The following is a 22,982-nucleotide window of genomic DNA, read 5'->3' on the forward strand; positions in this document are numbered from 1 at the left end:
CCCGGATGCGCCTCATCGTCGCGGCCCCGCTGGTAGCCGTCATGGGCTTCGCCGGTCTGGCGTTGACCGAGAGCGCGCGCCAGACCGCCCGGGCCAGCGACCTGGGCCTGCTGGCGCACCTGGGCGCCGAGGCCGGCGACCTGGCCCACCGGCTGCAACGCGAGCGCGTCGTCGCCGCCGACCTGCTGACCCGGGGCAGCCCGGAGCAGCAGGACACCTTCGCCGACGCCACCGGCACGACCGACGAGGCGGTCGACCGCTACCGTCGGCAGCGCGCCCGGGTGCCCGCCGGCCCCGCCGTCGACCAGAGCGTGCTGACCCGGATCGACGCGGCGCTGGCCGGCCTGGCGCCGCTGCGCGCACAGGTCCGGACGGCCGAACACGCCTCGGTGTCGGCGATGACCTTCAGCTACCGGATCGCCATCGCCGACCTGCTCACCCTCCGGGAAAGCGTGACGCTCGGCGTGGTCAACGCCCGGATCGCCGACGGCATCCGGGCCTCGGCCGCCCTGTCCAAGGTGGCCGAGGCGGTCGGCCAGCAGCAGGTGGCGGTCCTGCGCGCGGTCGCGGCCGACGAGCTGACCCCGGCCCTGCAGCAGGACATCACCGCCGCCCGCACCGGGGTCACCGAGTCCGGCCTCGCCTTCCTGGCCCTCGCCCGGCCCGACTGGCGGGGCTGGTGGGAGCAGGCCGGCAGCGGCAAGGACGCGCTGCTGCTGCAACGGATGCAGGACGAGGTGTCGCGGACCGGCGCGGGCAGCCGGCTGCGGCTGGACCTGGGCAACTGGATCACCGCGACCGAGCAGTGGTCGGCCCGCCTGGCCGAGCTGCGCAAGCGGGTCGACGCGGCGGTGCTCGACGACATCCGGGCCGCGCACGCCGACCAGCGGTGGCGCACCGTCGTGGAGGCGACGGCGACGCTGGTCGCCCTGCTGCTCACCGCGCTGGTCACCTGGGCGGTGGCCCGGCAGATCACCCGCCGGCTGCACCGGCTGCGGGACGCCGCGAACACCGTCGCGTTCGAGCGGCTGCCGCAGGTGGTGGCCCGCCTCCAGCAGCCCGACAGCTCCTCGGTGGACCCGGACGAGCTGGCCCGGCGGCAGTCCGCGCACGCCATCGAGCCCGCCAGCGACGACGAGATCGGCGAGGTGGGGCAGGCGTTCAACGCCGTGCACCGGGCGGCCGTGCGGACCGCGGCCGAGCAGGCGGTGATGCGGGCCAACACCGCCGACATCTTCGTCCACCTCAGCCGGCGGGAGCAGCGGCTGGTCGACGCGGTGCTCGCCCAGGTCGACCAGGTCGAGCGGGACGAGACCGACCCGGAGCGGCTGCAGCAGCTCTACCGGCTGGACAACCTGGCCACCCGGATGGGCCGGATCAACGCCAGCCTCCTGGTGCTCGGCGGGGTCGGGGTGGGGCGGGTACGCCAGCAGGACGTGCCCCTGCAACAGGTGTTGCAGGCCGCGCAGAGCCAGATCGAGTACTACGCCAGGATCCGCCTCGGCATGGTCGACGGCGACGTCGCGGTCGCCGCCGACGCCGTCGACGAGGTCGTGCACCTGCTGGCCGAGCTGATGGAGAACGCCACCGGATACTCCCCGCCGGACACCGAGGCGTGGGTGACCGGGCGGACCCTGGGCGACCGGGTGATCATCCAGATCGCCGACGAGGGCGTCGGGCTCTCCCCGCAGCGGCGGCAACAGCTCAACGAGTTGCTCGCCCGGCCACCCGCCACCGACGTCGCCGCCGTCCGGGCGATGGGCCTGGTCGTGGTGGGCCAGCTCGCCGCGCGGCTGGGCGTGGCCGTCCAACTGCGGCCCGGTCCGCACCGCGGCACCATCGCCGAGGCGGCGCTGCCGGGCGCGATGCTCCGGTCGCTGCCGCCGGAGGAATTCCTGCTCAGCCCCGCCCGGCCGTCGCGGCGGGTGGCCCGGACCGACCCACCGGCGACCCACCGGGCAGCCTCCGGGCCGTGGGCCGGCCGGGCGGCGCCGGCCGCGACGTCGGCCACCCGTACGCCGGTGGCCGACCGGGCGCTGCCGGTCGCGCCGGTCTTCCGCCCCGCGCCACGCCCGGACCGGGGTGTCGAACCCACCGAGGAGCTCGTCATCTTCGACGAAGTCAACCACTGGTTCCAGGCCGACCGGGCGGACGGCGTCGACGGAACGTCCTGGACCAGCCCCACCGACGACGCCTGGCGCACGGCCGCCCGGGCCGACGCGCCCGAGGTCGCCGGCACCACCACCTCCGGCCTGCCCCGCCGGCAACCGCAGCGGCACCTGGTGCCGGGTGGGGTCACCGCGCCGCAGCAACCGCGCTCCGAGTACCGCGACCCGGCCCGGGTGGCCACCGCGATGGCCGCGTACGCGCGGGGAGTCGCCGGCCGCCGGGCCAACCTGATCAAGAACTGAGCCGACAGGGAGCACACGTGAGCGACCACCAGGATCTCGGCTGGCTGCTGGACGCCTTCGCCGAGCGTGCCACCGAGGTCAGCCATGCCATCGCCATCTCCAGCGACGGCCTCATGGTGGCCGCCACCCGTGGTCTGCCCCCCGACCGGGCCGATCAGCTGGCCGCCACCGGCAGCGGGCTGGTCAGCCTCCTGCGCGGCGCGGCGGCCTTCTTCGACGCCGGCGCGGTGATCTCCAACGTCACCCAGCTCGAGGGCGGCTTCATGTTCTCCATGGCCTTCAACGACGGCGCGTCCCTGCTTGTGCTCGCCGACCCGCAGTGCGACGTCGGCAAGGTCTCCTACGAGATGACCGAGCTGGCGAACCGCATCGGCGAGGCACTGACCCCCGCGGCCCGGGCGGCGTTGAGCCGCAGCCGCTGACCTCCGGCCCCTCGCCGGAGACGCCCACCCCTGGTAGGAGATGAGATGTCCCTGAGCTTCCCCCGGCACCGCCGCGCCCGCACGGCGGCGCTGCTCGCCCTCGTCCTGCTCGCCCCGACCGCCTGCGCCGACGACGAGCGCGGCGCCGCCGCCCCCGGCGCGATCAAGGTCGGTCTGCTGGCCTCGCTCTCCGGCACGTACCAGGCGGTCGGCAAGGAGATGCGCGACGGTTTCGAGCTCTACCTGTCCACCCACGACGGCAAGCTCGGCGGGCGGCCGGTCGAGCTGGTCGTGGCCGACGAGGGCAACGGGGCGGCGACCGCGGTGCCCGCCGCGACGAAACTGCTCAAACAGGATCGGGTGGTCGCGCTGACCGGCGTCGTGGGCGGTGGCTCGGTGGCCGCGGTCTACCCGCTGCTCAACGAGACGAAGGTGCCCTTTGTCGGCTCCAACGGGCGGCCGGCGCTGAAGGACGTGTCCCGGGTCTGGCACACCTCCTACCTCTCCGACGAGCCGGGGGAGGCGATCGCGTCGTACGTGCACGACAACGTCGACGGCAGCGTCTACGCCATCGGCCCCGACTACCAGGGCGGCTGGGACGAGCTGCGCGGCTTCACCGAGGCGTTCGTCAAGGCCGGTGGCCGGCTGGCCAACCCGGACGGCAAGACCACCTTCACGCCGTTCCCGGCGACCACCAACTTCACCCCGTACTTCGCCCGGATCAAGGCCTCCGGCGCGAACGCCGTCTACACCTTCTACGCCGGCAGCGCCGCCGTCGACTTCGTCAAGCAGTACGCCCAGTCGGAGATCAAGGACCTGCCGCTCTACGCCGCCGGCTTCCTGACCGAGGGCGGCGTGCTGGACGCGCAGGGCCCGGCCGCCCGGGACATCTACTCGGTGCTCAACTACTCGCCCGACCTGGACAACGCGGAGAACCGCGCCTTCGTGGCCGCGTGGAAGGCCAAGAAGGACGGCTCCCCGACCACGTACGCGATGGCCTCCTACGACGCCGCGGCGGTGCTGGACCGGGCCGTCGCCGACGCCGGCGACGACCCCACCCCGGAGCGGATCAACGCGGCCATCGGCCGGCTCGGCCAGATCGCCAGCCCCCGTGGCACCTGGCAGTTCTCGCCCACCACCCACGCGCCGGTGCAGAAGTGGTACCTGCGCCAGGTCCGCCCGGACGGCCGGGCGCTGTCCAACACCGTCGTGGGCGACCTCGCCACCGTCGGCGGGTGACCGCGGTGGCGGCCGGCATCCGGATCGACCCGTACCTCGTGCCGGCGCTGGACGGGGTGGCCTACGGGCTGCTGGTGTTCGTCGCCGCGGCCGGGCTGGTGCTCTGCTTCGGCGTCGCCGGCATCCTGAACCTCGCGCACGGCACCCTCTTCGCGATCGGCGGCTACACCGCGGCCGCGCTGCTCGACGGCGGCTGGCCGAGCCTGGCGCTGGCGCTGGTGGCCGGCACCGTCGCCGCCGCCGGAGCCGGCGCGCTGGTCGCCGGGCTGCTCACCCGGAGCGCCGCCCGCAGCCACCTCACCCAGGCCCTGCTCACCTTCGGCGTCGCGCTGGCCGGCGGGAGCCTGCTGGTGGGAGCGTTCGGGCCGGACGACCCGCCGGTGCGCGTCCCGGCCGCGCTGGACGGGTCGGTGGCCGTCGCCGGGCACCGCTACCCGGCGTACCGGCTGGTCTTCATCGCCGTCGCCGCGCTGCTGGCCGGCCTGCTCCACCTGGCGGTGCGCCGCACCCGGGCCGGGATGCTGGTCCGCGCGGCCGTGGACGACGCGGAGATGGTCGCCGCGATGGGGGTGAGCCCGACCCGCATCCGGGTGGGGGTGCTCGCCGTCGCCGGCGGGCTGGCCGGGGCCGCCGGGGTGCTCGGCGCCCCGATCATCGGCCCCGGCACCGACACCGCCGACACGGTGTTGCTGCTCTCCCTGGTGGTCGTCGTCCTGGGCGGCCTCGGGTCGATGGTCGGCACCCTGCTCGCCGCGTTGGCCGTCGGGCAGATCCAGACCCTCGGCGTCGCCCTCGCCCCGTCCACCGCGCCGTTCCTGCTCTTTGCCGCGATGGCGGTGGTGCTCGCGGTGCGGGCCCGGCTGCCGCTGACCCTGCGGAGGGCGACGTGAGCGACGAGGTCGTGCGCGCGCTGCGGCGCGGCGTCGCCGCGCTGGTCCTGGCCGGGCTGGTGCTGGCGCCGTGGGCGGTCGACGACTACACCGCCGCGCTGCTCGCCCGGACCCTGGCGCTCGGCCTGGTGGGGGTGAGCGTGGCCCTGCTCACCGGCGTCGCCGGGCTGCCCACCCTCGGGCAGACCGCGCCCTACGCGGCCGGTGCGTACGCCAGCGCGTTGGTCGCCGGCCGGCTCTCCGACGTCGGCCCGGTGCAGGTGGCCGTGGCGGCCGCGGCCGGGGCGGCGCTGGCCGCGGTGACCGTCCCGCTGGTGGTCTCGGCGCGCGGCGTGGTGGTCCTGATGATCACCCTGGCGGTCGGTGAACTCGTGGTGACCGCCGCCGGGCGGTGGCGCTCGGTGACCGGTGGCACCGACGGCCTCGCCGGCATCGCGCCGGTGCGTCCCCTCTGGGGCATGCCGGTGCTGGCCACCGACCGGGCGCGCTACCTGTACACCCTGGCGGTGGTGGCGGTGCTGCTCGGCGTGGTGCTGCTGGTCCTGCGGACCCGGGTCGGGCTGCTGCTGCGGGCCGGCCGGGACGACGAGGCGCGGCTGCGGGCCAGCGGGCACCGGGTGTCGGCCCAGGTGGCCGGCGTGCACATCGCGGGGGGCGCCGTCGCCGGCAGCGCGGGCGCCCTGCTCGTGGTGGCCCAGCAGTACGTCTCACCGGCCGACTTCGGTTTCGACACCTCCGCCCTGCTGCTGCTCGGCGTGGTCATCGGCGGTGCCGCCTCGGTGGCCGGCGCGCTGGTCGGCACGGTCATCGTCATCGCCGCCCGGGACTGGCTGTTCGGCGTGCTGCCCGGGCAGGCGCCCCTGGTGCTGGGGCTGGCCTTCGTGGTCACCGTCTACCTGCTGCCCGGCGGCGGGCGCCGGCCGGCCGTGCGCGGCCGGCTGCTGCCGGGCGTACCGGCCCGCCGCCGGCCGGCGGACCGACCGACCCCCTCGGAGGTGCGGGCATGACGCCGCTGCTCTGCGCCCGGGGCATCACCGTCCGGTACGGGTCGCTGGCCGCGCTCGACGGCGTCGACCTGCGGATCGCGGACGGCGAGCGGCACGCCCTGATCGGGCCGAACGGCGCCGGCAAGACCACGCTGCTCGACGTGCTCGGCGGCCGCACCCGGTCCGGCGGTGGCCGGGTGTGGCTGGCCGGCCGGGACGTCACCCGGCTGGGCCCGGCCGCCCGGGCCCGGCGGGGTATCGGCCGGATCCACCAGCGCCCCGCCGTCTGGTCGACGCTGACCGCCACGGAGAACGTGCTGGTCGCCGCCCTCCCGCACGCGGTACGTCCCGCCGGCTGGCGTCCCGGCGCCCGACGGCGGGCCGCCGAGCACACGGCGGCGGCGCTGCTGGCACGGGTGGGGCTGGGCGACCTCGGCGCGACTCCCGCCGGGCAGCTCGCCCACGGCCAGCGCCGGCAGTTGGAGATCGCCGTGGCGCTGGCCGGCCGGCCCCGGCTGCTGCTGCTCGACGAGCCGGCCGGCGGGCTGTCCGCCGCCGAGGTCGGCCGGCTCGCCGAGTTCCTGCGGGTGCTGCCCCGGGCGGTCGGGGTGCTGCTGGTCGAGCACCGGCTGGACCTGGTGTACGCGCTCTGCGACACGGTGACCGTGCTGCGCGACGGCCGGACGCTGGCCACCGGCACGCCCGCCGAGATCCGTGCCTCCGGCCCGGTCCGGCAAGCCTACGCGGAAGGGGTGGCCTGATGCTGCGCGTCGAGCGGCTCAGCGCCGGCTACGGCGGGGGCACCGTGCTGCACGAGGTGAGTCTCGACGTGCGGCCGGCCACCGTCCAGGCGGTGGTGGGCCGCAACGGAGCGGGCAAGAGCACCCTGGTGCACACGGTCGCGGGCCTGGTGCGGCCGCACGCCGGGCGGATCGAGATCGGCGGCGTCCAGATGGCCGGCCGGCAGCCGCACCGGATCGCCCGGTCCGGGGTCGGCCTGGTGCCGCAGGGCCGGCGGGTCTTCTCCCGGCTGACCGTGGCCGAGCACCTGGTGCTGGCGGCCGCGCCGTGGCGGGCCGCGACGCCCGGCGGCGAGGGCTGGACGGTTCCCCGGATCCTGGAGCTGCTGCCCCGGCTGGCCGCCCGGCTGCGCCACCGGGGGGACCAGCTCTCCGGCGGCGAGCAGCAGATGCTGGCCATCGCCCGGGCCCTGCTCGGCCAGCCCCGGGTGCTGCTGCTCGACGAGCCGTGCGAAGGCCTCGCCCCCGACCTGGCGGCCCGGGTGCGGGACCTCGTCGGCGCGCTGGCCCGGGGCGGGCTGACCGTCCTCCTCGTCGAGCAGCAGCTCCAGCACGCGATCGAGGTCGCGGACCGGATCGCCGTGCTGGAGTACGGCCGGGTGGTCTACGACCGGCCAGCGGCCGAGGCCCGGGCCGACCCGGGCGTCCTGGCGGCGATGCTCAGCGTCGCCGCCGTCGGGGAGCCGCCGGCCCCCCGACCGGTGCCCGGCCTCTGGCCCGACCCGGGCACCCGACCCGACCACCTGCGACAGGGATGAGCGAGCATGCCCACCGACAACCCCGACACCGAGTACACCTTCGACAACGGCTCCCCGGAGGCCGTGCCCCAGCTGCGTGCCCTGGAGGCGTTCCTCGACCCGATCACCGCGCGCCGGATCGGCCCGCCCCTGCTCGCCCCCGGCGCCGCGTGCTGGGAGATCGGCGCCGGCGGCGGCTCGGTCGCCCGCAGCCTGGCGCGGGCGGTCGGCCCGACCGGCCGGGTGCTGGCCACCGACATCGACGTCACCCACCTCACCCCGACGGGCAACCTCGAGGTACGCCGGCACGACGTGCGCAGCGACCCCGCGCCGGGGGATTCCTTCGACCTGATCCACGCCCGGCTGGTGCTGCTGCACCTGCCCGAGCGGCGGCGCGTACTGGCCTCGCTGGCCGGGGCGCTGGCGCCGGGCGGGTGGCTGGTGGTGGAGGAGTTCGACTGCACCGCGCCGCTGCGCGTGCTGACCGCGCCGAGCGACGACGCGGCGAAGCTGTTCGCCCAGGTCACCGACGCGATGCTCGGCGTCCTGCAGGGGCACGGCGCGGATCTGGCGTGGGCCCAGGACGTGCACGCCGAGCTGATGTCGGCGGGACTGGTCGAGGTGGACACCGTCACCCACTCGCAGAGCTGGCCCGGCGGTTCCTTCGGCGCGTCGCTGTACGGCACGAACTCCCGGCAACTCGAGCCGGAGCTGCTCGACGCGGGGCTGTCGCCGGGACAGCTGGAGGCGTTCCGCAAGCTGCTGCGGGACCCGGCGTTCGCGGTGATGTCCTACCAGTTCGTGTCGACCCGGGGACGGCGGCCGGCGGCGCGGTGAGCGGCGGTACGGCGGTCACGCGGCAACGTGACCGCCGTCCGTCACCGCGGACCCCGGGGGAGCGCCGCCCGCAACGGCAGGCGCACGGGACACCGGATCGGCCCGGTCGACCGTAAGATCCACGGGCCCTGGCGAAACCGCGCCTCCGCCATCCTCGGGAGCCCTCCATGTCCGAGTCGCAGGACACCCCCGACGTACCCGACGTCACCTGGCCCCGGCGGCGCTGGCTGTTGCCGGCGGCCGGGCTCGCCGCGGCCCTCGCGGCGGCGCTCGGCGCCGGTCCGGACCGGCCGGCGGTCGTACCCGCCGCCGCGCCGACCTCGCCGGCGGCGACCATCGGCGGCGGCGCCCCGGCTCCGGTCGGCTCGGCGACTCCCGGCGCCACCGCGATCCCGGCCGGCCCCACCTCCTCGGCTGTCCCCGTGCGCGCCACCACCCCGCAGCGACGGCCCGCGCCGGCCCGGTCGACCACCGCGCCGGCCCGCCGGCCGCCCGCGACCACCGGCACCACCAGGCCGAGCTGCACGCCCGCCGGGGCGGTGGACGTGGTCCAGGTCTTCACCGACGGGGTGGTGAAGGTCGCGGCCCGGACCGACGGCGAGTGGAGCGACCAGCTCTGCCCCGGCGAGCGCATCCGGGTCTTCTGGGCCACCTACACCTTCACCGCCGACGGCGCCGCGAAGCTGTACGGCTCCCAGGTCCGCTACCTCGACCGCGCCGCGCCGACCTGGACGATGCGGCTCTCCCTGCCGGACAGCTGCGGCCCCTGGTACGTGGTGAGCGGCAGTTGGGGCATCCCGCAGACGCTCAAGCCCGGTGCGGTGCCGTTCGGCGGCGGCAAGCTGCACTGGGACACCGGCAACCACTGCTGAGCGCGGCGGCGCGCTCAACCGCCGGCCCGGCGCCCTCGACGTCAGGCCCCGGCCCGGACGTCGGACGACGCCGCCGGGCCCGCTGCCCGGATCGCGCCGCCCCCGGTCGGCGTTGCGCCTAGGCTGGCCGAGAAGCGAGGCGGGAGGGCGGTGCGATGACGCGGGTGACGGTGCTCGGGCTCGGCGGCATGGGGGAGCCGATGGCGGCCAACATCATCCGGGCGGGACTGCCGACCGTGGTGTGGAACCGGCACCCGGAGCCGGCCGACCGGCTGCGCGACCAGGGCGCCGAGGTCGCCGCCACGCCGGCCGACGCGGTACGCGGCGCCGACATCGCCGTCACCATGGTCACCGACGCGGACGCGGTCCGCTCCCTCGCCGTCGACCAGGGCATGCTGGCCGCGCTCCCCGAGGGGGCGGTCTGGGCGCAGATGAGCACCATCGGGGTGACCGAGACCGAGGCGCTGGCCGCGCTGGTCGAGGCGGAACGCCCCGACGTCACGCTGGTGGACGCGCCGGTGGCCGGCAGCCGGGGCCCGGCGCGGGAGGGACGCCTCGTCGTCCTCGCCGCCGGCCCCGACGCGGTGCGGGAGCGGGTGGCGCCGGTCTTCGAGGCGGTCGGTCAGCGGACCGTCTGGGTCGGCCCGGCCGGCGCCGGCTCGCGGCTGAAGCTGGTCAACAACCTGCTGCTCGCCTTCCTGGCCGAAGGGCTCGCCACGGCGGTCGCCCTCGGCGACACCCTCGGCCTGGACCGGGCCACCGTGCGCGACGCCCTGCACGGCAGCCCGCTGCTGTCCGCCTGGGCGGCCGAGAAGCTCGACCGGATCGGCCGGGACGACTACACCCCGCAGTACACCCTGGACCTGGCGCTCAAGGACGTGGACCTGGCGCTGCGGGAGGCGCCGGCCGGCCGGTTCCCGGCCGCGACGGCGCTGGCCGAGGAGTGGCGGCGCGCGGTCGAGGCGGGCCTCGGCCGGGACGACCTCACGGTGGTGACCCGGGCCCTCACCGAGGCCGACACCCGCTAGACCGGATCGACCGGGCCGGCCGCGTGCCGGCGCACGCCGACGGCCCCACCGGGCGGCGTGACCTCGACGCGCCGGGGTGCGGCAGCCGGTCCGGGGGCCGACCCGGCAGGTACTCGAAGTGCCACCATTCGTTGTCGTACACCCGGTGCAGGTGGTGCCGCGCGCCGTGCCGCTCCAGCCAGCGTGCCCCCTCGACCGGCCGCACGTCCAACGCCACCCCCGCGACGTGCCGGGACTCCTGCGGCGGCAGGACCCACCGACGGGCCGCCTCCGGCGAACCGCTGCGCCGGACCGCCGCGGCGAACAGGCGGGCCTGCTCCTCGGCGGGCCGGTGGCCGGAGGTGAGCCCGATCAGCTCGCCGTGCCGCCACAACGCCCGGGTCCGGGCCGCCTCGAACGCGGCCCGGGTCTCCGGGGTGAGACCGGTCAGGTCCTCGGTGGGGAACCGGATCGCCAGCGCCCACCGGCCGGCCAGCCGCCGCGCCCGGCCGGGCGCCACGACCAGGGCCAGGGGCAGCAGCAGCGCCGCCAGCAGCAGCGTGACCACCTGATACACCCGGTCGCGGCGGCGGGCCCGTTCGGCCGCGCTCATCAGCCGCGCCCACCGGGCCACGTGCAGGATCACCGACCGGACCCCGTCGACACCAGTCATGCGGGCAGACTTCCGGACCCCGCGCCCGGTCGCCTGAGTACGCCTGCTCAGCGCCGCTGGTGCCCGGGCACCGGGCAGCGGCGCCGGGCGGCTGGGTGACGGGCGGCGGTGGTGCTTAAGTAGACGCCATGCCCAACCCCGCGATCCTCACCGTCGACGACGACCCCGCCGTCTCCCGGGCGGTCGCCCGCGACATCCGCCGCCGCTACGGCGACCGCTACCGGGTGGTACGGGCGGACTCCGCCGAGGCCGCACTGGAGGCGCTGCGCGAGCTGAAGCTGCGCGGCGAACAGGTGGCCGTGCTGCTCGCCGACTACCGGATGCCCCAGATGAACGGCATCGAGTTCCTCGAGGCCGCCATGGACCTGTTCCCCGCCGCCCGGCGGGTCCTGCTGACCGCGTACGCCGACACGGACGCGGCGATCAACGCCATCAACGTGGTCGACCTGGACCACTACCTGCTCAAGCCGTGGCATCCGCCGGAGGAGAAGCTCTACCCGGTGCTGGACGCGCTGCTCGAGGCGTGGACGGCCAGCGCCGCGACGGCCACCAGCGAGCTGCGGGTGGTCGGCCACCGCTGGTCCGCCCCGTCGTTCGCGGCGCGTGACTTCCTGGCCCGGAACCTGGTGCCGTTCCGCTGGCTGCTGGCCGACGAACCCGAGGGCGCCGAGCTGCTGGCGGCGGCCGGGGTAGGCGCGAACGACGTACCCCTGGTCGTCACGGCCGACGGCAAGTCGCTGGTGCAGCCCACCACGGCGGACCTGGCCGGGCATGTCGGGCTGGCCACCACGCCGGCCGCCGACTTCTACGACCTGGTGGTCGTCGGCGCCGGGCCGGCCGGGCTCGGCGCGGCCGTCTACGGCGCGTCCGAGGGGCTGCGGACCGTGCTCATCGAGCGGCGGGCCACCGGCGGCCAGGCCGGACAGAGCAGCCGGATCGAGAACTACCTCGGCTTCCCGGACGGGGTCTCCGGCGCCCAGCTCACCGACCGGGCCCGCCGGCAGGCGCTGCGCTTCGGCGCCGAGCTGCTCAGCGCCCGCGAGGTGGTGTCCCTGGAGGACGCCGGCGGGGCGCGGCTGCTGCGGTTCACCGACGGCAGCAGCGTCGCCGCTCACACGGTGGTGCTGGCCACCGGTGTGTCGTACCGGATGCTGCCGGCGCCCGGGCTGGCCGAGCTGACCGGCCGGGGCTGCTTCTACGGCTCGGTGGCCAGCGAGGCGCCGAGCTGCTCGGGCGAGGACGTCTACATCGTCGGTGGGGCGAACTCCGCCGGCCAGGCCGCCGTGCACTTCTCCCGGTACGCCCGCCGGGTGCACCTGCTGATCCGCGGGGACGACCTGACCCGCTCGATGTCCAGCTACCTGATCGAGCAGCTCGCCCGGATCGACACCATCGAGGTCCACCCGCACACCGAGGTGGTCGGCGGCGCCGGCCAGGAGCACCTGGAGCAGGTGACCCTGCGCGACACCCGCACCGGCGAGACGCGCCAGGTGGACACCTCCTGGCTGTTCGTGTTCATCGGTGCGGAGCCGCACACCGACTGGCTCGACGGCGCGGTCACCCGGGACAGCCGGGGCTTCGTCCTCACCGGGCCGGACCTGACCCGGGGCGGCCGCCGGCCCGCCGGCTGGGCGCTGCCCCGCGACCCGTACCACCTGGAGTCCAGCATGCCCGGCGTGTTCGCCGCCGGTGACGTGCGGGCCGAGTCGGTGAAGCGGGTCGCCTCCGCCGTTGGCGAGGGCGCCATGGCGGTCTCCCTCGTGCACCGCTACCTGGAGGCTCAGTGAGCGCGAGGAGTGAGCCGGGTTTGCGAGCCCCGCAGTCGCGAACGAAGGGGGGCTCAGTGAGCGCGAGGAGTGAGCCGGGTCTGCGAGCCCCGCAGTCGCGAACGAAGGGGGGCTCAGTGAGCGCGAGGAGTGAGCCGGGTCTGCGAGCCCCGCAGTCGCGAACGAAGGGGGCTCAGTGAGCGCGAGGAGTGAGCCGGGTCTGCGAGCCCCGCAGTCGCGAACAGAGGAGGCCCAGTGAGTGAATCCGATCGGCTGACGCCCGATGAGCTGCGGCGCCTGTTCCTCTTCGAGTCGCTGACCCCGGAGCAGCTCGCGCACCTGACCGAGCACGGCCGGGTGGAGCGGCGCCGGGCCGGCGAGGCCGTCTACGTCGAGGGTGAGCCGGCGAGCTGCTTCTACGTGCTGCTGCACGGCACGGTGACCCTGCGCCGCCGGGTCCAGGGCGACGACATGGAGATCAGCCGCACCAGCCAGCCCGGCGTCTACGGCGGGGCCATGCAGGCGTACGTGGGCGACCTGGCCGAGCAGCGCTATCTCAACAGCATGTTCGCGGTGACCGACTGCGCGGTCTTCGCGCTGCCCGCCAAGATCATCGCCGAGGCGATGCGCGGCTGGTTCCCGATGGCCACCCACCTGCTGGAGGGGCTGTTCATCGGGATGCGCAACTCGCAGACCATCGTCGGCGAGCGGGAACGGCTGCTGGCCCTGGGCGCCCTCTCGGCCGGGCTCACCCACGAGCTCAACAACCCGGCGGCGGCCGCGGTGCGGGCCACCTCGGCGCTGCGCGGCCGGGTCGCCAAGATGCGGCACAAGCTCGCCATGATCGCCGACGGCCGGCTCGACGGCCGGCGCCTGCACGACCTCGTGGCGCTCCAGGAGGAGGCGGTGAAGCGGGCCGCCGCCGCGCCGGCGCTGCCGCCGCTGGCGGCCAGCGACGCCGAGGACGAGCTGGCCGACTGGCTCGACGAGCATGGCGTACGGGGCGCCTGGGAGCTGGCCCCGACGCTGGTGGCCGGCGGCATCGACACCGGCTGGTTGCGCCAGGTCGACGCCGCGGTGGGCGCCGACGACCTGGAGTCGGCGATCCACTGGATCACCTACACCATCGACACCGAGCTGCTGATGGGCGAGATCGACGACGCGGTCGGCCGGATCTCCGGGCTGGTCGGGGCCGCGAAGCAGTACTCCCACCTGGACCGGACGCCGTATCAGAGCGTCGACGTCCACGAGTTGCTGGACGCCACCCTGGTCATGCTCCAGGCCAAGATTCCCGCCGGGGTGCGGGTGGTGAAGGAGTACGACCGGGGCCTGCCGCCCGTGCCCGCGTACGCGGCCGAGCTGAACCAGGTCTGGACCAACCTCATCGACAACGCGCTCGGCGCGATGGCCGGGGACGGCACGCTGACCATCCGGACCGGCCGCAAGGAGGACCGGTTGATCGTGGAGATCCGGGACACCGGCGCCGGTATCCCGCCGGAGATCCGGCCGCGCATCTTCGAGCCGTTCTTCACCACGAAGCCGGTGGGCGAGGGGACCGGCCTCGGGCTGGACATCTCGTACCGGATCGTGGTGAACAAGCACCACGGCGACATCCGGGTGCGGTCGGAGCCGGGCGACACGCGGTTCCTCGTGCTGCTGCCGCTCGACCCGGCGTAGCGCGGCCGGCGTCGACCGGCGACGGCGACCCGGCGACGGCGACCGGCGGCGCCGACCGGCGACGGCGACCGACGGCGGCGACCCGGCGGTGGCGGCGACCGACGGCGGGGCGGAGCGGTCAGAAGAGCGTCAACGGGCCTACCGGCGCCGGTTCGGGCAGCGGCGCGACCTCGGGCAGCCGCGCCCGGACCTCGGCGTGGAACCGGCGGGCCAGCTCCGGCGCGTCGGCGTTGTCCGGGGTGTGCACGAACACCGTCGGGCAGCGGCCCTCGCGCAGCCAGCCGGTCACCACGTCCAGCCACGGCTGCCAGCCCTCGACCGTCCGTGCGGGGTCGTCCCGGCCCAGGTAGCGGACGATCGGCCGGTCGGTCAGCGCGCGGGTACGCAGCGCCGTCCGCGGCTTCCTGGTCCACGCCTCCCGCTCCGCGTCGCTGGTCGGCGGGGTGCGGAAGAACGCGGTGGTGTCGAACGGGATCCACTCCGCGCCGACCGGGCCGAGCGCCTCCTCGACCGTCCGCGCGGCCCGGGGGTCGGTGAAGAAGGCGGGATGGCGCAGCTCGACCGCGTACCGGTGGGCGGTGGGCAGCCCGCGCAGGAACCGGGTGAGCGCGGGCACGTCGCCGGGGCCGAACGAGCCGGGCAACTGGATCCAGAGGGCGTGCGTGCGGGACCCGAGCGGCTCGATGGCCGCCAGGAACTCCCGCAGGTCCTCGCCGGCGCCGGCGAGCCGGCGCTCGTGGGTGACGGTCCGGGGCAGCTTGAGCACGAACCGGAAGTCCGGGTCGGTCTGCCCGGCCCAGGAGGCCACCGTCTCCCGGGTCGGGGTGGCGTAGAAGGTGGTGTTCCCCTCGACCGCGGTGCACCAGCCGGCGTAGGCCCGCAGCCGCTCGTGGGCCGGCAGCGGGTGCGGCAGGAACCGGCCCGACCAGGACCGGTGTGTCCACATGGCACAGCCGACGTGCAGGCGCATCCGATCCCTCCCACCGCTCGACGCACCGGCGCGGTGCCCGCGCCGCGGCTACCGTATCCGCCCGGCCGCGCCGGACGGTCGCACGGTCGCTACCCGCGTGCGCCGCCGTCGGTGAGCAGCGGCCCGGCGGCCCGGCGGCGCTGCTGCTTGACCAGGTAGAGCCGCTGGTCGGCGGTGTGCAGGAGCTGGTCGAGGCGGTCCCCGTCGTACGGTGCGGTGGCCGAGCCGACGCTGACCCCGGCGAAGCCGCGTACCGCCGCTTCGATCCGCGCCGCCGCGGTGCGGGCCGACGCGGCGTCGGCGTCGGTCAGGACCACCACGAACTCGTCCCCGCCGATGCGGGCGATCGCGTCCTCGGCGCGCAGCACGTCCCGGGTCACCGCCACCACCCGGCGGAGCAGGTCGTCCCCGGCGGCGTGCCCGAGGCGGTCGTTCACCCGCTTGAAGTCGTCGAGGTCGAGGCAGAGCAGGGACGGCCCGGGCCGGCAGCCGTTGCGGAACGCCACGGTCGCGAACTCGGCCAGGCCGCGCCGGTTCAGCGCGCCGGTCAGCGGGTCCAGGGAGGCCAGGGCGCGCAGCTGGGACCGTTGCCGGGCCAGCGCCCGGGTCTGCGCGGCGCAGACGGAGATCAGGACCAGCATGCCGGCGAGGTAGACGAAGACGTGGCCGGGCGGGGCCGGCCGGCCGGTGGCGGCGACCGCCAGGTACGACCCGATGGTGAGCACCTCCAGCGCCAGCATCAGCCGCAGCTGGGGGGTGTGGCTGGCGACGAAGACGGCAGTGGTCACGAAGCCCAGGGCGGCGGGCGAGGCCACGCCGCCGTCCCAGTGCGCGCCGAGCGCGGCGATCACCAGGGTGAGCACGAGCAGCGTGAACGAGACCCGGTAGCCGGAGGCCTTGGTGGTGACCCGGGTCGCCGCCCAGCACCCGACCAGCCCGGCGACCAGACCGGACCCGTACCCGGTGAGCATCAGCGCACGGTGCGGCTCGGCGAGCGTGAGCAGGCAGTATCCGACGGCGACCCCGTAGGAGACCGCGTGCAGGGCCGCGCTGAGCACGGTGCGCCGGCGGCGCTCGATCACCCCGGCGTCCACCGGGCCCGGAGCCTTCTGTGCCGCGCCCCGCCACGGGCACGAGGTCGACCGGCCGCGCCGGCCACCGGCGCGGCCACCGGTCGGATGAGGCACCTCACCACGACGGAATTCAATGGCGCGGGTCGGCCGGCCGTCAATAGCGGAACCGGCAACTCTCCATTCCTTTCACGGACCGCGATTTTCGGCTCACCCTCCGCGCGCCGGGCCGCCGCCCGGCGTGGTCGGGCCCGGCACGGCCTCGGGCGGGGCGATCCGGCGCGGCACGGCCCCGGGCGCGGGGTCACCAGCGGCGACGCCGGGCCGGCCGGGGTGCTCGGGAGCGGGCACGCTGCCGGTCGGGGACGCCTCGGCCACCCGGTTGCCCGGACCGGCCGTCCCGGACCCGGCGCGGCGCCCGGCGGGCAAGCCACCGCCCCCGACGACCCAGGCCGGGGTCGCGTGGCCGGTCCAGGTCGGGGAAGCGGGCGGCGATCTGCGCCGGCAGGGCGCGCCGGGGCGCGGTCGGGGAGCCGACGCCGGCACGGACGGGGTACGGCGGGGCCGGCGCCGGGCCGATCAGTGGGCTCGGCGTCGGGCCGATCCGTGCGGTCCTGCCGGGCCATGGTTCCGGCAGGGCGACGGTGTGCCACCGGCCGTCGAGTGCGGCCGGCAACGGGCGTCCGAACACGGCCTCGAGCCGGTTGCCGGTAGGGGCGAGACCGGCGAGGGCGGCTTCGATCCGGTTGCCGGTCGGGGTGAGATCGGCGAGGGCGGCCTCGATCCGGTTGCCGACGGGGGTGGACGTGGACCGGGACTGCCGCCCGGTGCGGGGTACGGACATGGACGCTCGTTTCTCGGGACGGAGGCAGGGTCGCGCCGCGCCGGTCAGGGGCGCGGCGGCCGGCGGGCAACGGGGTGCGCGGCCGGCGGGCAACGAGGCGCGGCGACAGCCCCAGCAACGGGGCACGGCGGCCGGCGGGCAACGGGGTGCGTCCGTCAGAACGTCATGGCCCCACCTTCGCGGAGCCGGCGGGGCCCGGCAACCGGGTTTTGTGCGCGGGCATCGCCGCGATCCGGAGCCCGCGAAGTATGAGGCCAACTAAGCGTTTTGTCGAATATAGGCGTTATGTCTACTTCGGCTCACTAAGCTCCACGGTGTCAGCCAGCCGTCGACCGGGGCCTGTGGCGTCGCCCGGGGCGAGCTGGGCGCTGTCGGCCGAGCCCACGAAGATGCGTGAGTCACGATGAAGGACGCGGACACCATGGTCCTGCCCCGGCTCGGCCCGGGGGAGACCGGCGTCGAGGACCCCTGGGACGAGGACGTCGTCCTCCGGGGCGGCCCCGCCCCCGGTCCGTCGGGCAGTGGCCGACGCCGCCGGCGGGTCGCCGCCTGGCTGGTGCCGGCGCTGCTGATGGGCGTGCTCGGCGCCGTCCGGCTCGGCGGCACCGGCCGGGGGGCCGACGAGCTGCCGGCCTGGCGGGCCGCCCGCGCGCCCTGGCCGGACGACTGGACGGTGCTGTACCGGGACGTCGACGCGGTCACGCCGTACCACCTGCTGATCCGCGCCTGGGCCGGCCTGGTCGGCACCTCGGAGCCGGCCCTGCGCGTACCGTCGCTGCTGGCCATGATCGTCGCGGCGGCGCTCGTCGGCGCGGTGGCGGCCCGGGTGTTCACACCGGGCGCCGGCATCCTCGCCGGTGCGCTGCTCGCCCTGCTGCCGACCGCCTCGCGCGCCGCGGGCGAGGCGCAACCGTACCCGCTGGTCCTGCTCGCCGCGGTGCTCGCCACCGGGGCGCTGCTGGCCGCCCTCGACCGGCCGGGCCGGTGGCGCTTCGTCGGGTACGGCGGCGCGGTGCTCGTCCTCGGGCTGAGCCACCCGGTGGCGCTCCTGCTGCTCGCCGCGCACGGCTGGACGGTGCTCGCGCTGCGGCGCCGGGTGGCCGGCCGGTGGCTGGTGGCCGCGTCGCTGGGTGCGCTGCCCGGCGCTGCCCTGCTCTGGCTGGCGGTCCGGGCGGGCGGGCGGATCGGCCCGCTGGCCCGGCCCGGCCCGGACGCGCTCGCGGCCGCCCCGGGGGTGCTCTTCGGGGTCGCCGCGCTCGGCGCGGTGCTGTTCGGGCTCGCGCTGTTCAGCCTCCCGCTGCGCTACCCGGGCGCCGTCTTCACCGCCTGGGCGGTGGTGCCGCCGCTGCTCCTGCTCCTCGTCGCGCAGGCCACCCCGGCCTGGTCCGCGCCGGTCCTGCTCTTCACCCTGCCGGCCTGGGCGACGCTCGCCGCCGCCGCGCTGTCCCGGGTACGCGCCCGCTGGTCGGTGCCGGTGCTGGCGGTGATCGCCCTGATCGGCGCGCCGGCACCGCTCGGCGGCCGGACGGGCGACGGGTCCGCGCGGGCCGTCGGTCACCCCGCCGAGGTCACCGCCGGGTGGCCGCCCGAGGCGGGCCGCCCCGCGCCGCATCCGCCGACCACCGCCCGCTGACCACCCGCCCGCTCCGCGCCGGAGTTCCGCAACCCTTGGAGAGAACGTGGCCGTCGCCGCCGATCCACGCCTGCCCCGCACGGTCTCGCCGGGCACCAGGGACGCGCGCACCCCGGCGATCCTGGTGCCGCCGTCGCCCGACCCGGGCCTGGACCGCCGCCGCCGCAACATCCGGGCCCGGCTGGCGTACGCGGCGTGCGGGGCGACCGCCGGACCCCTGGTCGCGCCGCGGCGGCCGGACGCGGCCGTCGAGTTCCGTCCCGTCGCCTCGCCCGCGGCGCGGCTGGTCCTGACCCTGCTCGTCCTGGTCAACAGCGCCGCCGGGCTGCTCTTCGTCGGCTGGCTGCTGCTGCCGGCGCACGTGCCCGGGGCGGGCGTCACCGGGCCCGGCGGCTGGCAGATCCTCGCGGCCCGGCTCGGCTTCTGCGTCGTCGTCGGGGTGGAGCTGATCCGCCTCGCGCAGAACGTGGTGGTCTGGATGTTCGCCTTCCACGCTCGCGACCCGGTGCCGGTGGACCCGCCGGTCGGCCTGCGGGTCGCCCTGCTCACCACGATCGTGCCCAGCAAGGAGCCGCTGGACGTGGTCGAGCGGACCCTGCGCCGGCTGCGCCAGATCGTGTACTGCGGGCAGGTCGATGTCTGGATCCTCGACGAGGGGGACGATCCCGCCGTCCGCGAGCTGGCCGCCCGGCTCGGCGTACGCCACTTCAGCCGCAAGGGCCGGCCGGAGTACAACCGGCCCAGCGGGGAGTTCCGGGCCTGCACCAAGTCGGGCAACCACAACGCCTGGCGGGCCGAGCACGAGGAGCACTACGACGTGGTGGCCAACGTGGACCCCGACCACGTGCCGCTGCCCAACTTCCTCGAACGCACGCTCGGCTACTTCCGCGACCCGGACGTCGCCTTCGTGGTGACGCCGCAGGTGTACGGCAACATGCACCAGAACTTCGTCGCGCACGGCGCCTCGGTGCAGCAGTACCTCTACAACGGCCTGATCGCCCGGGGCGGCAACGGGCTGGACGCGCCGCTGCTGACCGGCACCGGTCACCTCTACCGGCCGGCCGCGTGGCGGACCATAGGCGGCTACCAGGACTCGATCATCGAGGACCACCTCACCAGCATCCGCGTCCACGCCGCGACCAACCCGCGCACCGGCAACCAGTGGAAGGGCGTCTACACCCCCGACGTGGTCGCCATCGGTGAGGGCCCGACGTCCTGGGCGGACTACTTCAACCAGCAGAAGCGCTGGGCGGCCGGCATCTGCGAGATCATCGTCCGCCCCGAGCTGCGCGCGCCGCGGGAGCTGCCGTCCCGGCGGCGCTGGCAGTACCGGCTGCTGCAGTTCTACTACCCGAGCGTGGCGGTGAGTTTGCTGCTGGGCAACCTGGCCACGGCGATGTACCTGCTCACCGGGGTCAGCGCCGCCCAGCTCGACGTGACCGTGTGGTCGGTGCTGTGGAGCGCGACGATCGGCACCTGGTTCCTGCTCTGGCTCTGGCTGCGCCGGTTCAACATCGCCCCGCACGAACGGGAGGAGATCGGCATGGTCGGGATGGCGTTGGCGCTGTTCGCCGGGCCGGTGTACGTGGCCGCTGGGTGCACCGCCCTGCTGCGCCGGAAGCTGGGCTTCGTGGTGACCGCCAAGGGGAAGCTGCGCACCAGCGAGTCGATCGGCACGTTCCGGCTGCACCTGGGCTGGGCGGCCGTCGCCGCCGCCCTGCTCGTGGCGAGCTTCCCGCTCGGCCACACCGCGCCGCTGCTGCGGGTGTGGCCGGCCCTGACCCTGCTCACCGGGCTCGGCCCACCGCTGATCGCGCTCGCCGGGCGCCTCCGCGCCGGCCGCGAACGCCCCGACGACCGCGCCGAGCCGGCGCCCGACGATCGCCGCGAGCCGGTGCCGCCCGACGGCCGGAGCGAGCCGGTGCCGCCCGGTGATCGCGGCGAACCGGTGCCGCCCGGCGTGGCGGGGGAGCGGCCGGCGCCGGTGGCGCGGGTGGCGGGCGAGGGGGGTGTGCCGTGCTGCGGCTGACCGTTCCCCGGGTGGTGCTGGCGCTGGTCGGCCTGCTGCTGCTGACGTACGCCTTCGCGGTGGCGCCGGCCACGGTGGCCGGCGGCCGGTCGGACCAGGCCGCCGACCGGCTCGCCCGGCCGACCCCCGGTGTGGTCGCGCCGGTCGAGTCGAGCCCGTCGCCCGCACCGCCGCCGCCGGTCTTCCCGCCGGCCGGCCGGACCTTCATCGGGGTGATGACCGACAAGGGCCCGCACGACTTCCGGCCGCTGGACCGGTTCACCACGGCCGCGAAGCACCGGCCGCAGGTCATGCTCTTCAGCGAGGGGTGGGCGACCGCCACCTTCGACCGGGCGCTCTTCGACCGGATCAAGGCGCGCGGCATGATGCCGATGCTCGGCTGGGAGCCGTGGAACTACCGGATCGACCAGACGGCCCGGAAGCAGAAGCTCACCGCCCGGCAGATCGACCGGCTCCGGGCCAACCAGCCGCGCTACCGGCTGGCCCGCATCGCCGACGGGCACTTCGACAGCTACCTGCGCTCCTGGGCGGTCGGCATCCGGTCGCTGGGCTACCCGGTGGCGATCCGCTTCGCCCACGAGATGAACGGCGACTGGTACCCGTGGTGCGAGCTGACCAACGGCAACCGTTCCGGCGACTACGTGAAGGCCTGGCGCCACGTGCACGACGTGTTCCGCCGGGCCGGCGCCACCAACGTCACCTGGGTGTGGAGCGCGAACGTGCGGTGGAGCGACACCACCCCGCGGCTGGCCACGTACTACCCGGGCGACGCCTACGTGGACTGGGTCGGTATCACCGGCTACTACGGCACCGGCGCGTTCTCCCGGTACCTCTCCTTCGACGCGATCTTCAAGCGGACCCACGCCGAGATCCGTACCTTCACCCGCAAACCCCTGGTCATCACCGAGACCGGCGCCTCGAACGGCGCGGGCCGCAAGGCCGAGTGGATCAAGCAGGCCTTCCGGACGCTGCCCGCGTACCCGGACATCATCGGGCTGATCTGGTTCGAGGTGAACAAGGAACTGGACTGGCGGATCGTCAGCCCGCCCGCGGCGGCGAAGGCCTTCGCCCAGGGCGTCGCCGCCGCCCGGTACGACGTGCGGTGGTCGCCGGAGATGGTGCCGCGCACCACGACGACCGGGCGCTGACCGGGCCGACGCCCAGTCCACCACCTTGTCCAGGAAGGCGGCCTCGACGCCCCGCTGCGGAACCGGCCCCGCTGAGCCGCCGGCGGGGTCGACGAGCGTCGACATCGGGCCGCCGGGTCCATAGACTCCGGTCTTTCTGGTACCACGAGTCCAGGGAGGACCCAGGTGTCGAGCACAACCCGGCCGCACGCCGTCCCGCCGCTGCTGTCCCGCCTCGCCGGCGTGGCGGTGGTCTCCGCCGCGCTGGTGGCCACCGGCGGCGCCGCGATCGCCGCGCCACCCGCCGAGCCCGCGCCCACCAGGGGCCCGTGCGCGTACACGCCGACCCCGGACGAGCCGGCCGCGCGGCCGGTGCCGCTGCCGCCGGACCCCCGGCACACCCCCGACCGGGGCACCGTCCGGGTCACCCTGCGCACCAACCAGGGCCCGATCGGGCTGACCCTCGACCGCGAGCAGGCCCCCTGCACCGTGCAGAGCTTCCTGCACCTGGCCCGGCACGCGTTCTACGACCGGACGCCCTGCCACCGGCTCACCGCGTACCCGACGCTGACGGTGTTGCAGTGCGGCGACCCGTCCGGCACCGGCGAGGGCGGGCCGGGCTACCGGTACGCCGACGAACTCCCCACCGACCTGCCGCCGGCCCCGACCGACCCGACCGGGGTGCGCCGGCTCTACGCCCGGGGCACCCTGGCCATGGCCAACGCCGGCCCGGACACCAACGGCAGCCAGTTCTTCCTGGTCCATTCCGACTCGGCGCTGCGCCCCAACTACACCGTCTTCGGCACCATCGACGCGGCCGGACTGGCCACCCTGGACCGGATCGCGGCCGGCGGCATCGCCGCCACCCCCGAGGACCCGGCGCCGGTCGACGGCGCGCCGGCCCACCCGGTCGAGATCTACCGCGCCAAGCGGGGCCGCTGACCCGGACGGACCACCGGCCGGGGCGGCCCTCGCCCCGGCCGGCCGTGGAT

The 22,982-nt window shown here is 75.9% G+C and carries 20 protein-coding genes; 16 read left to right on the top strand and 4 right to left on the bottom strand.

The features are described from left to right. The first annotated feature begins 5 nt into the window (after positions 1-5). The 10 genes from ACIBPB_RS17535 to ACIBPB_RS17580 all read left to right on the top strand — a co-directional run bounded on the left by ACIBPB_RS17535 (position 6) and on the right by ACIBPB_RS17580 (position 10,222). Positions 6-2,411, top strand: coding sequence for a nitrate- and nitrite sensing domain-containing protein (locus ACIBPB_RS17535; protein ID WP_396840624.1), 2,406 nt, complete (start codon positions 6-8; stop codon positions 2,409-2,411). Positions 2,412-2,428: 17 nt separating this feature from the next. Next, positions 2,429-2,833, top strand: a complete 405-nt coding sequence (locus ACIBPB_RS17540) for a roadblock/LC7 domain-containing protein (protein ID WP_357317857.1) — start codon at positions 2,429-2,431, stop codon at positions 2,831-2,833. A gap of 45 nt (positions 2,834-2,878) precedes the next feature. Further along, the gene (locus ACIBPB_RS17545; protein ID WP_396840625.1) at positions 2,879-4,072 is read left to right on the top strand and encodes an ABC transporter substrate-binding protein; all 1,194 of its coding nucleotides are present in this window, start codon (positions 2,879-2,881) and stop codon (positions 4,070-4,072) included. Then, a complete protein-coding gene (locus ACIBPB_RS17550; protein WP_396840626.1) occupies positions 4,069-4,962 on the top strand; it encodes a branched-chain amino acid ABC transporter permease in 894 nt (297 codons plus the stop codon). Before ACIBPB_RS17545 ends, ACIBPB_RS17550 begins: the two co-directional genes overlap by 4 nt. Continuing rightward, positions 4,959-5,969 carry a branched-chain amino acid ABC transporter permease gene (locus ACIBPB_RS17555; RefSeq protein WP_396840627.1) on the top strand — a complete coding sequence of 337 codons (1,011 nt, stop codon included), beginning with the start codon at positions 4,959-4,961 and terminating at the stop codon, positions 5,967-5,969. Before ACIBPB_RS17550 ends, ACIBPB_RS17555 begins: the two co-directional genes overlap by 4 nt. Next, on the top strand, positions 5,966-6,709 hold the full coding sequence (locus ACIBPB_RS17560) for an ABC transporter ATP-binding protein (protein ID WP_396840628.1): 744 nt from the start codon (positions 5,966-5,968) through the stop codon (positions 6,707-6,709). The genes ACIBPB_RS17555 and ACIBPB_RS17560 overlap by 4 nt, the downstream gene beginning before the upstream one ends. Then, on the top strand, positions 6,709-7,506 hold the full coding sequence (locus ACIBPB_RS17565; protein ID WP_396840629.1) for an ABC transporter ATP-binding protein: 798 nt from the start codon (positions 6,709-6,711) through the stop codon (positions 7,504-7,506). The genes ACIBPB_RS17560 and ACIBPB_RS17565 overlap by 1 nt, the downstream gene beginning before the upstream one ends. A 6-nt stretch (positions 7,507-7,512) precedes the next feature. Further along, positions 7,513-8,322: a methyltransferase gene (locus tag ACIBPB_RS17570; RefSeq protein ID WP_396840630.1), complete on the top strand. Its 810-nt coding sequence runs from the start codon at positions 7,513-7,515 to the stop codon at positions 8,320-8,322. A 167-nt stretch (positions 8,323-8,489) separates the two neighbouring features. Further along, positions 8,490-9,194, top strand: coding sequence for a hypothetical protein (locus ACIBPB_RS17575; RefSeq protein WP_396840631.1), 705 nt, complete (start codon positions 8,490-8,492; stop codon positions 9,192-9,194). 155 nt (positions 9,195-9,349) lie between these two features. Continuing rightward, positions 9,350-10,222 carry an NAD(P)-dependent oxidoreductase gene (locus tag ACIBPB_RS17580; protein WP_396840632.1) on the top strand — a complete coding sequence of 291 codons (873 nt, stop codon included), beginning with the start codon at positions 9,350-9,352 and terminating at the stop codon, positions 10,220-10,222. Here the strand turns inward: ACIBPB_RS17580 and ACIBPB_RS17585 are convergent. Then, positions 10,200-10,874 (bottom strand): M15 family metallopeptidase, encoded by a 675-nt coding sequence (locus ACIBPB_RS17585; RefSeq protein WP_396840633.1) that lies wholly within the window; start codon positions 10,872-10,874, stop codon positions 10,200-10,202. The genes ACIBPB_RS17580 and ACIBPB_RS17585 overlap by 23 nt on opposite strands. Before the next feature lie 128 nt (positions 10,875-11,002). Here ACIBPB_RS17585 and ACIBPB_RS17590 point away from each other — a divergent pair, with 128 nt between their 5' ends. Together ACIBPB_RS17590 and ACIBPB_RS17595 are read left to right on the top strand one after the other, a co-directional pair. Beyond that, the gene (locus ACIBPB_RS17590; protein ID WP_396840634.1) at positions 11,003-12,661 is read left to right on the top strand and encodes an FAD-dependent oxidoreductase; all 1,659 of its coding nucleotides are present in this window, start codon (positions 11,003-11,005) and stop codon (positions 12,659-12,661) included. A 234-nt stretch (positions 12,662-12,895) separates the two neighbouring features. Beyond that, positions 12,896-14,317: an ATP-binding protein gene (locus ACIBPB_RS17595; RefSeq protein WP_396840635.1), complete on the top strand. Its 1,422-nt coding sequence runs from the start codon at positions 12,896-12,898 to the stop codon at positions 14,315-14,317. A 118-nt stretch (positions 14,318-14,435) separates the two neighbouring features. On the opposite strand, the gene ACIBPB_RS17600 is transcribed toward ACIBPB_RS17595, so the two are convergent. From ACIBPB_RS17600 to ACIBPB_RS17610, 3 genes are all read right to left on the bottom strand, one after another. Then, positions 14,436-15,263, bottom strand: coding sequence for a DUF72 domain-containing protein (locus ACIBPB_RS17600; RefSeq protein WP_396840962.1), 828 nt, complete (start codon positions 15,261-15,263; stop codon positions 14,436-14,438). Between the two features lie 113 nt (positions 15,264-15,376). Then, positions 15,377-16,381, bottom strand: coding sequence for a GGDEF domain-containing protein (locus ACIBPB_RS17605; protein WP_396840636.1), 1,005 nt, complete (start codon positions 16,379-16,381; stop codon positions 15,377-15,379). 280 nt (positions 16,382-16,661) lie between these two features. After that, positions 16,662-17,201, bottom strand: a complete 540-nt coding sequence (locus ACIBPB_RS17610) for a hypothetical protein (protein WP_396840637.1) — start codon at positions 17,199-17,201, stop codon at positions 16,662-16,664. Positions 17,202-17,604: 403 nt separating this feature from the next. Here ACIBPB_RS17610 and ACIBPB_RS17615 point away from each other — a divergent pair, with 403 nt between their 5' ends. From ACIBPB_RS17615 to ACIBPB_RS17630, 4 genes are all read left to right on the top strand, one after another. Next, the gene (locus ACIBPB_RS17615; protein ID WP_396840638.1) at positions 17,605-18,834 is read left to right on the top strand and encodes a glycosyltransferase family 39 protein; all 1,230 of its coding nucleotides are present in this window, start codon (positions 17,605-17,607) and stop codon (positions 18,832-18,834) included. 46 nt (positions 18,835-18,880) lie between these two features. Then, positions 18,881-20,863 carry a glycosyltransferase family 2 protein gene (locus ACIBPB_RS17620; RefSeq protein WP_396840639.1) on the top strand — a complete coding sequence of 661 codons (1,983 nt, stop codon included), beginning with the start codon at positions 18,881-18,883 and terminating at the stop codon, positions 20,861-20,863. Beyond that, positions 20,851-22,011, top strand: a complete 1,161-nt coding sequence (locus ACIBPB_RS17625; RefSeq protein ID WP_396840640.1) for a glycoside hydrolase family 26 protein — start codon at positions 20,851-20,853, stop codon at positions 22,009-22,011. Before ACIBPB_RS17620 ends, ACIBPB_RS17625 begins: the two co-directional genes overlap by 13 nt. A 165-nt stretch (positions 22,012-22,176) precedes the next feature. Beyond that, entirely contained in the window at positions 22,177-22,932 is a 756-nt protein-coding gene (locus ACIBPB_RS17630; RefSeq protein ID WP_396840641.1) for a peptidylprolyl isomerase, read from the top strand. Positions 22,933-22,982: the final 50 nt, after the last annotated feature.

This window comes from Micromonospora sp. NPDC049836, from assembly GCF_044465125.1.
GTDB lineage: Bacteria > Actinomycetota > Actinomycetes > Mycobacteriales > Micromonosporaceae > Micromonospora.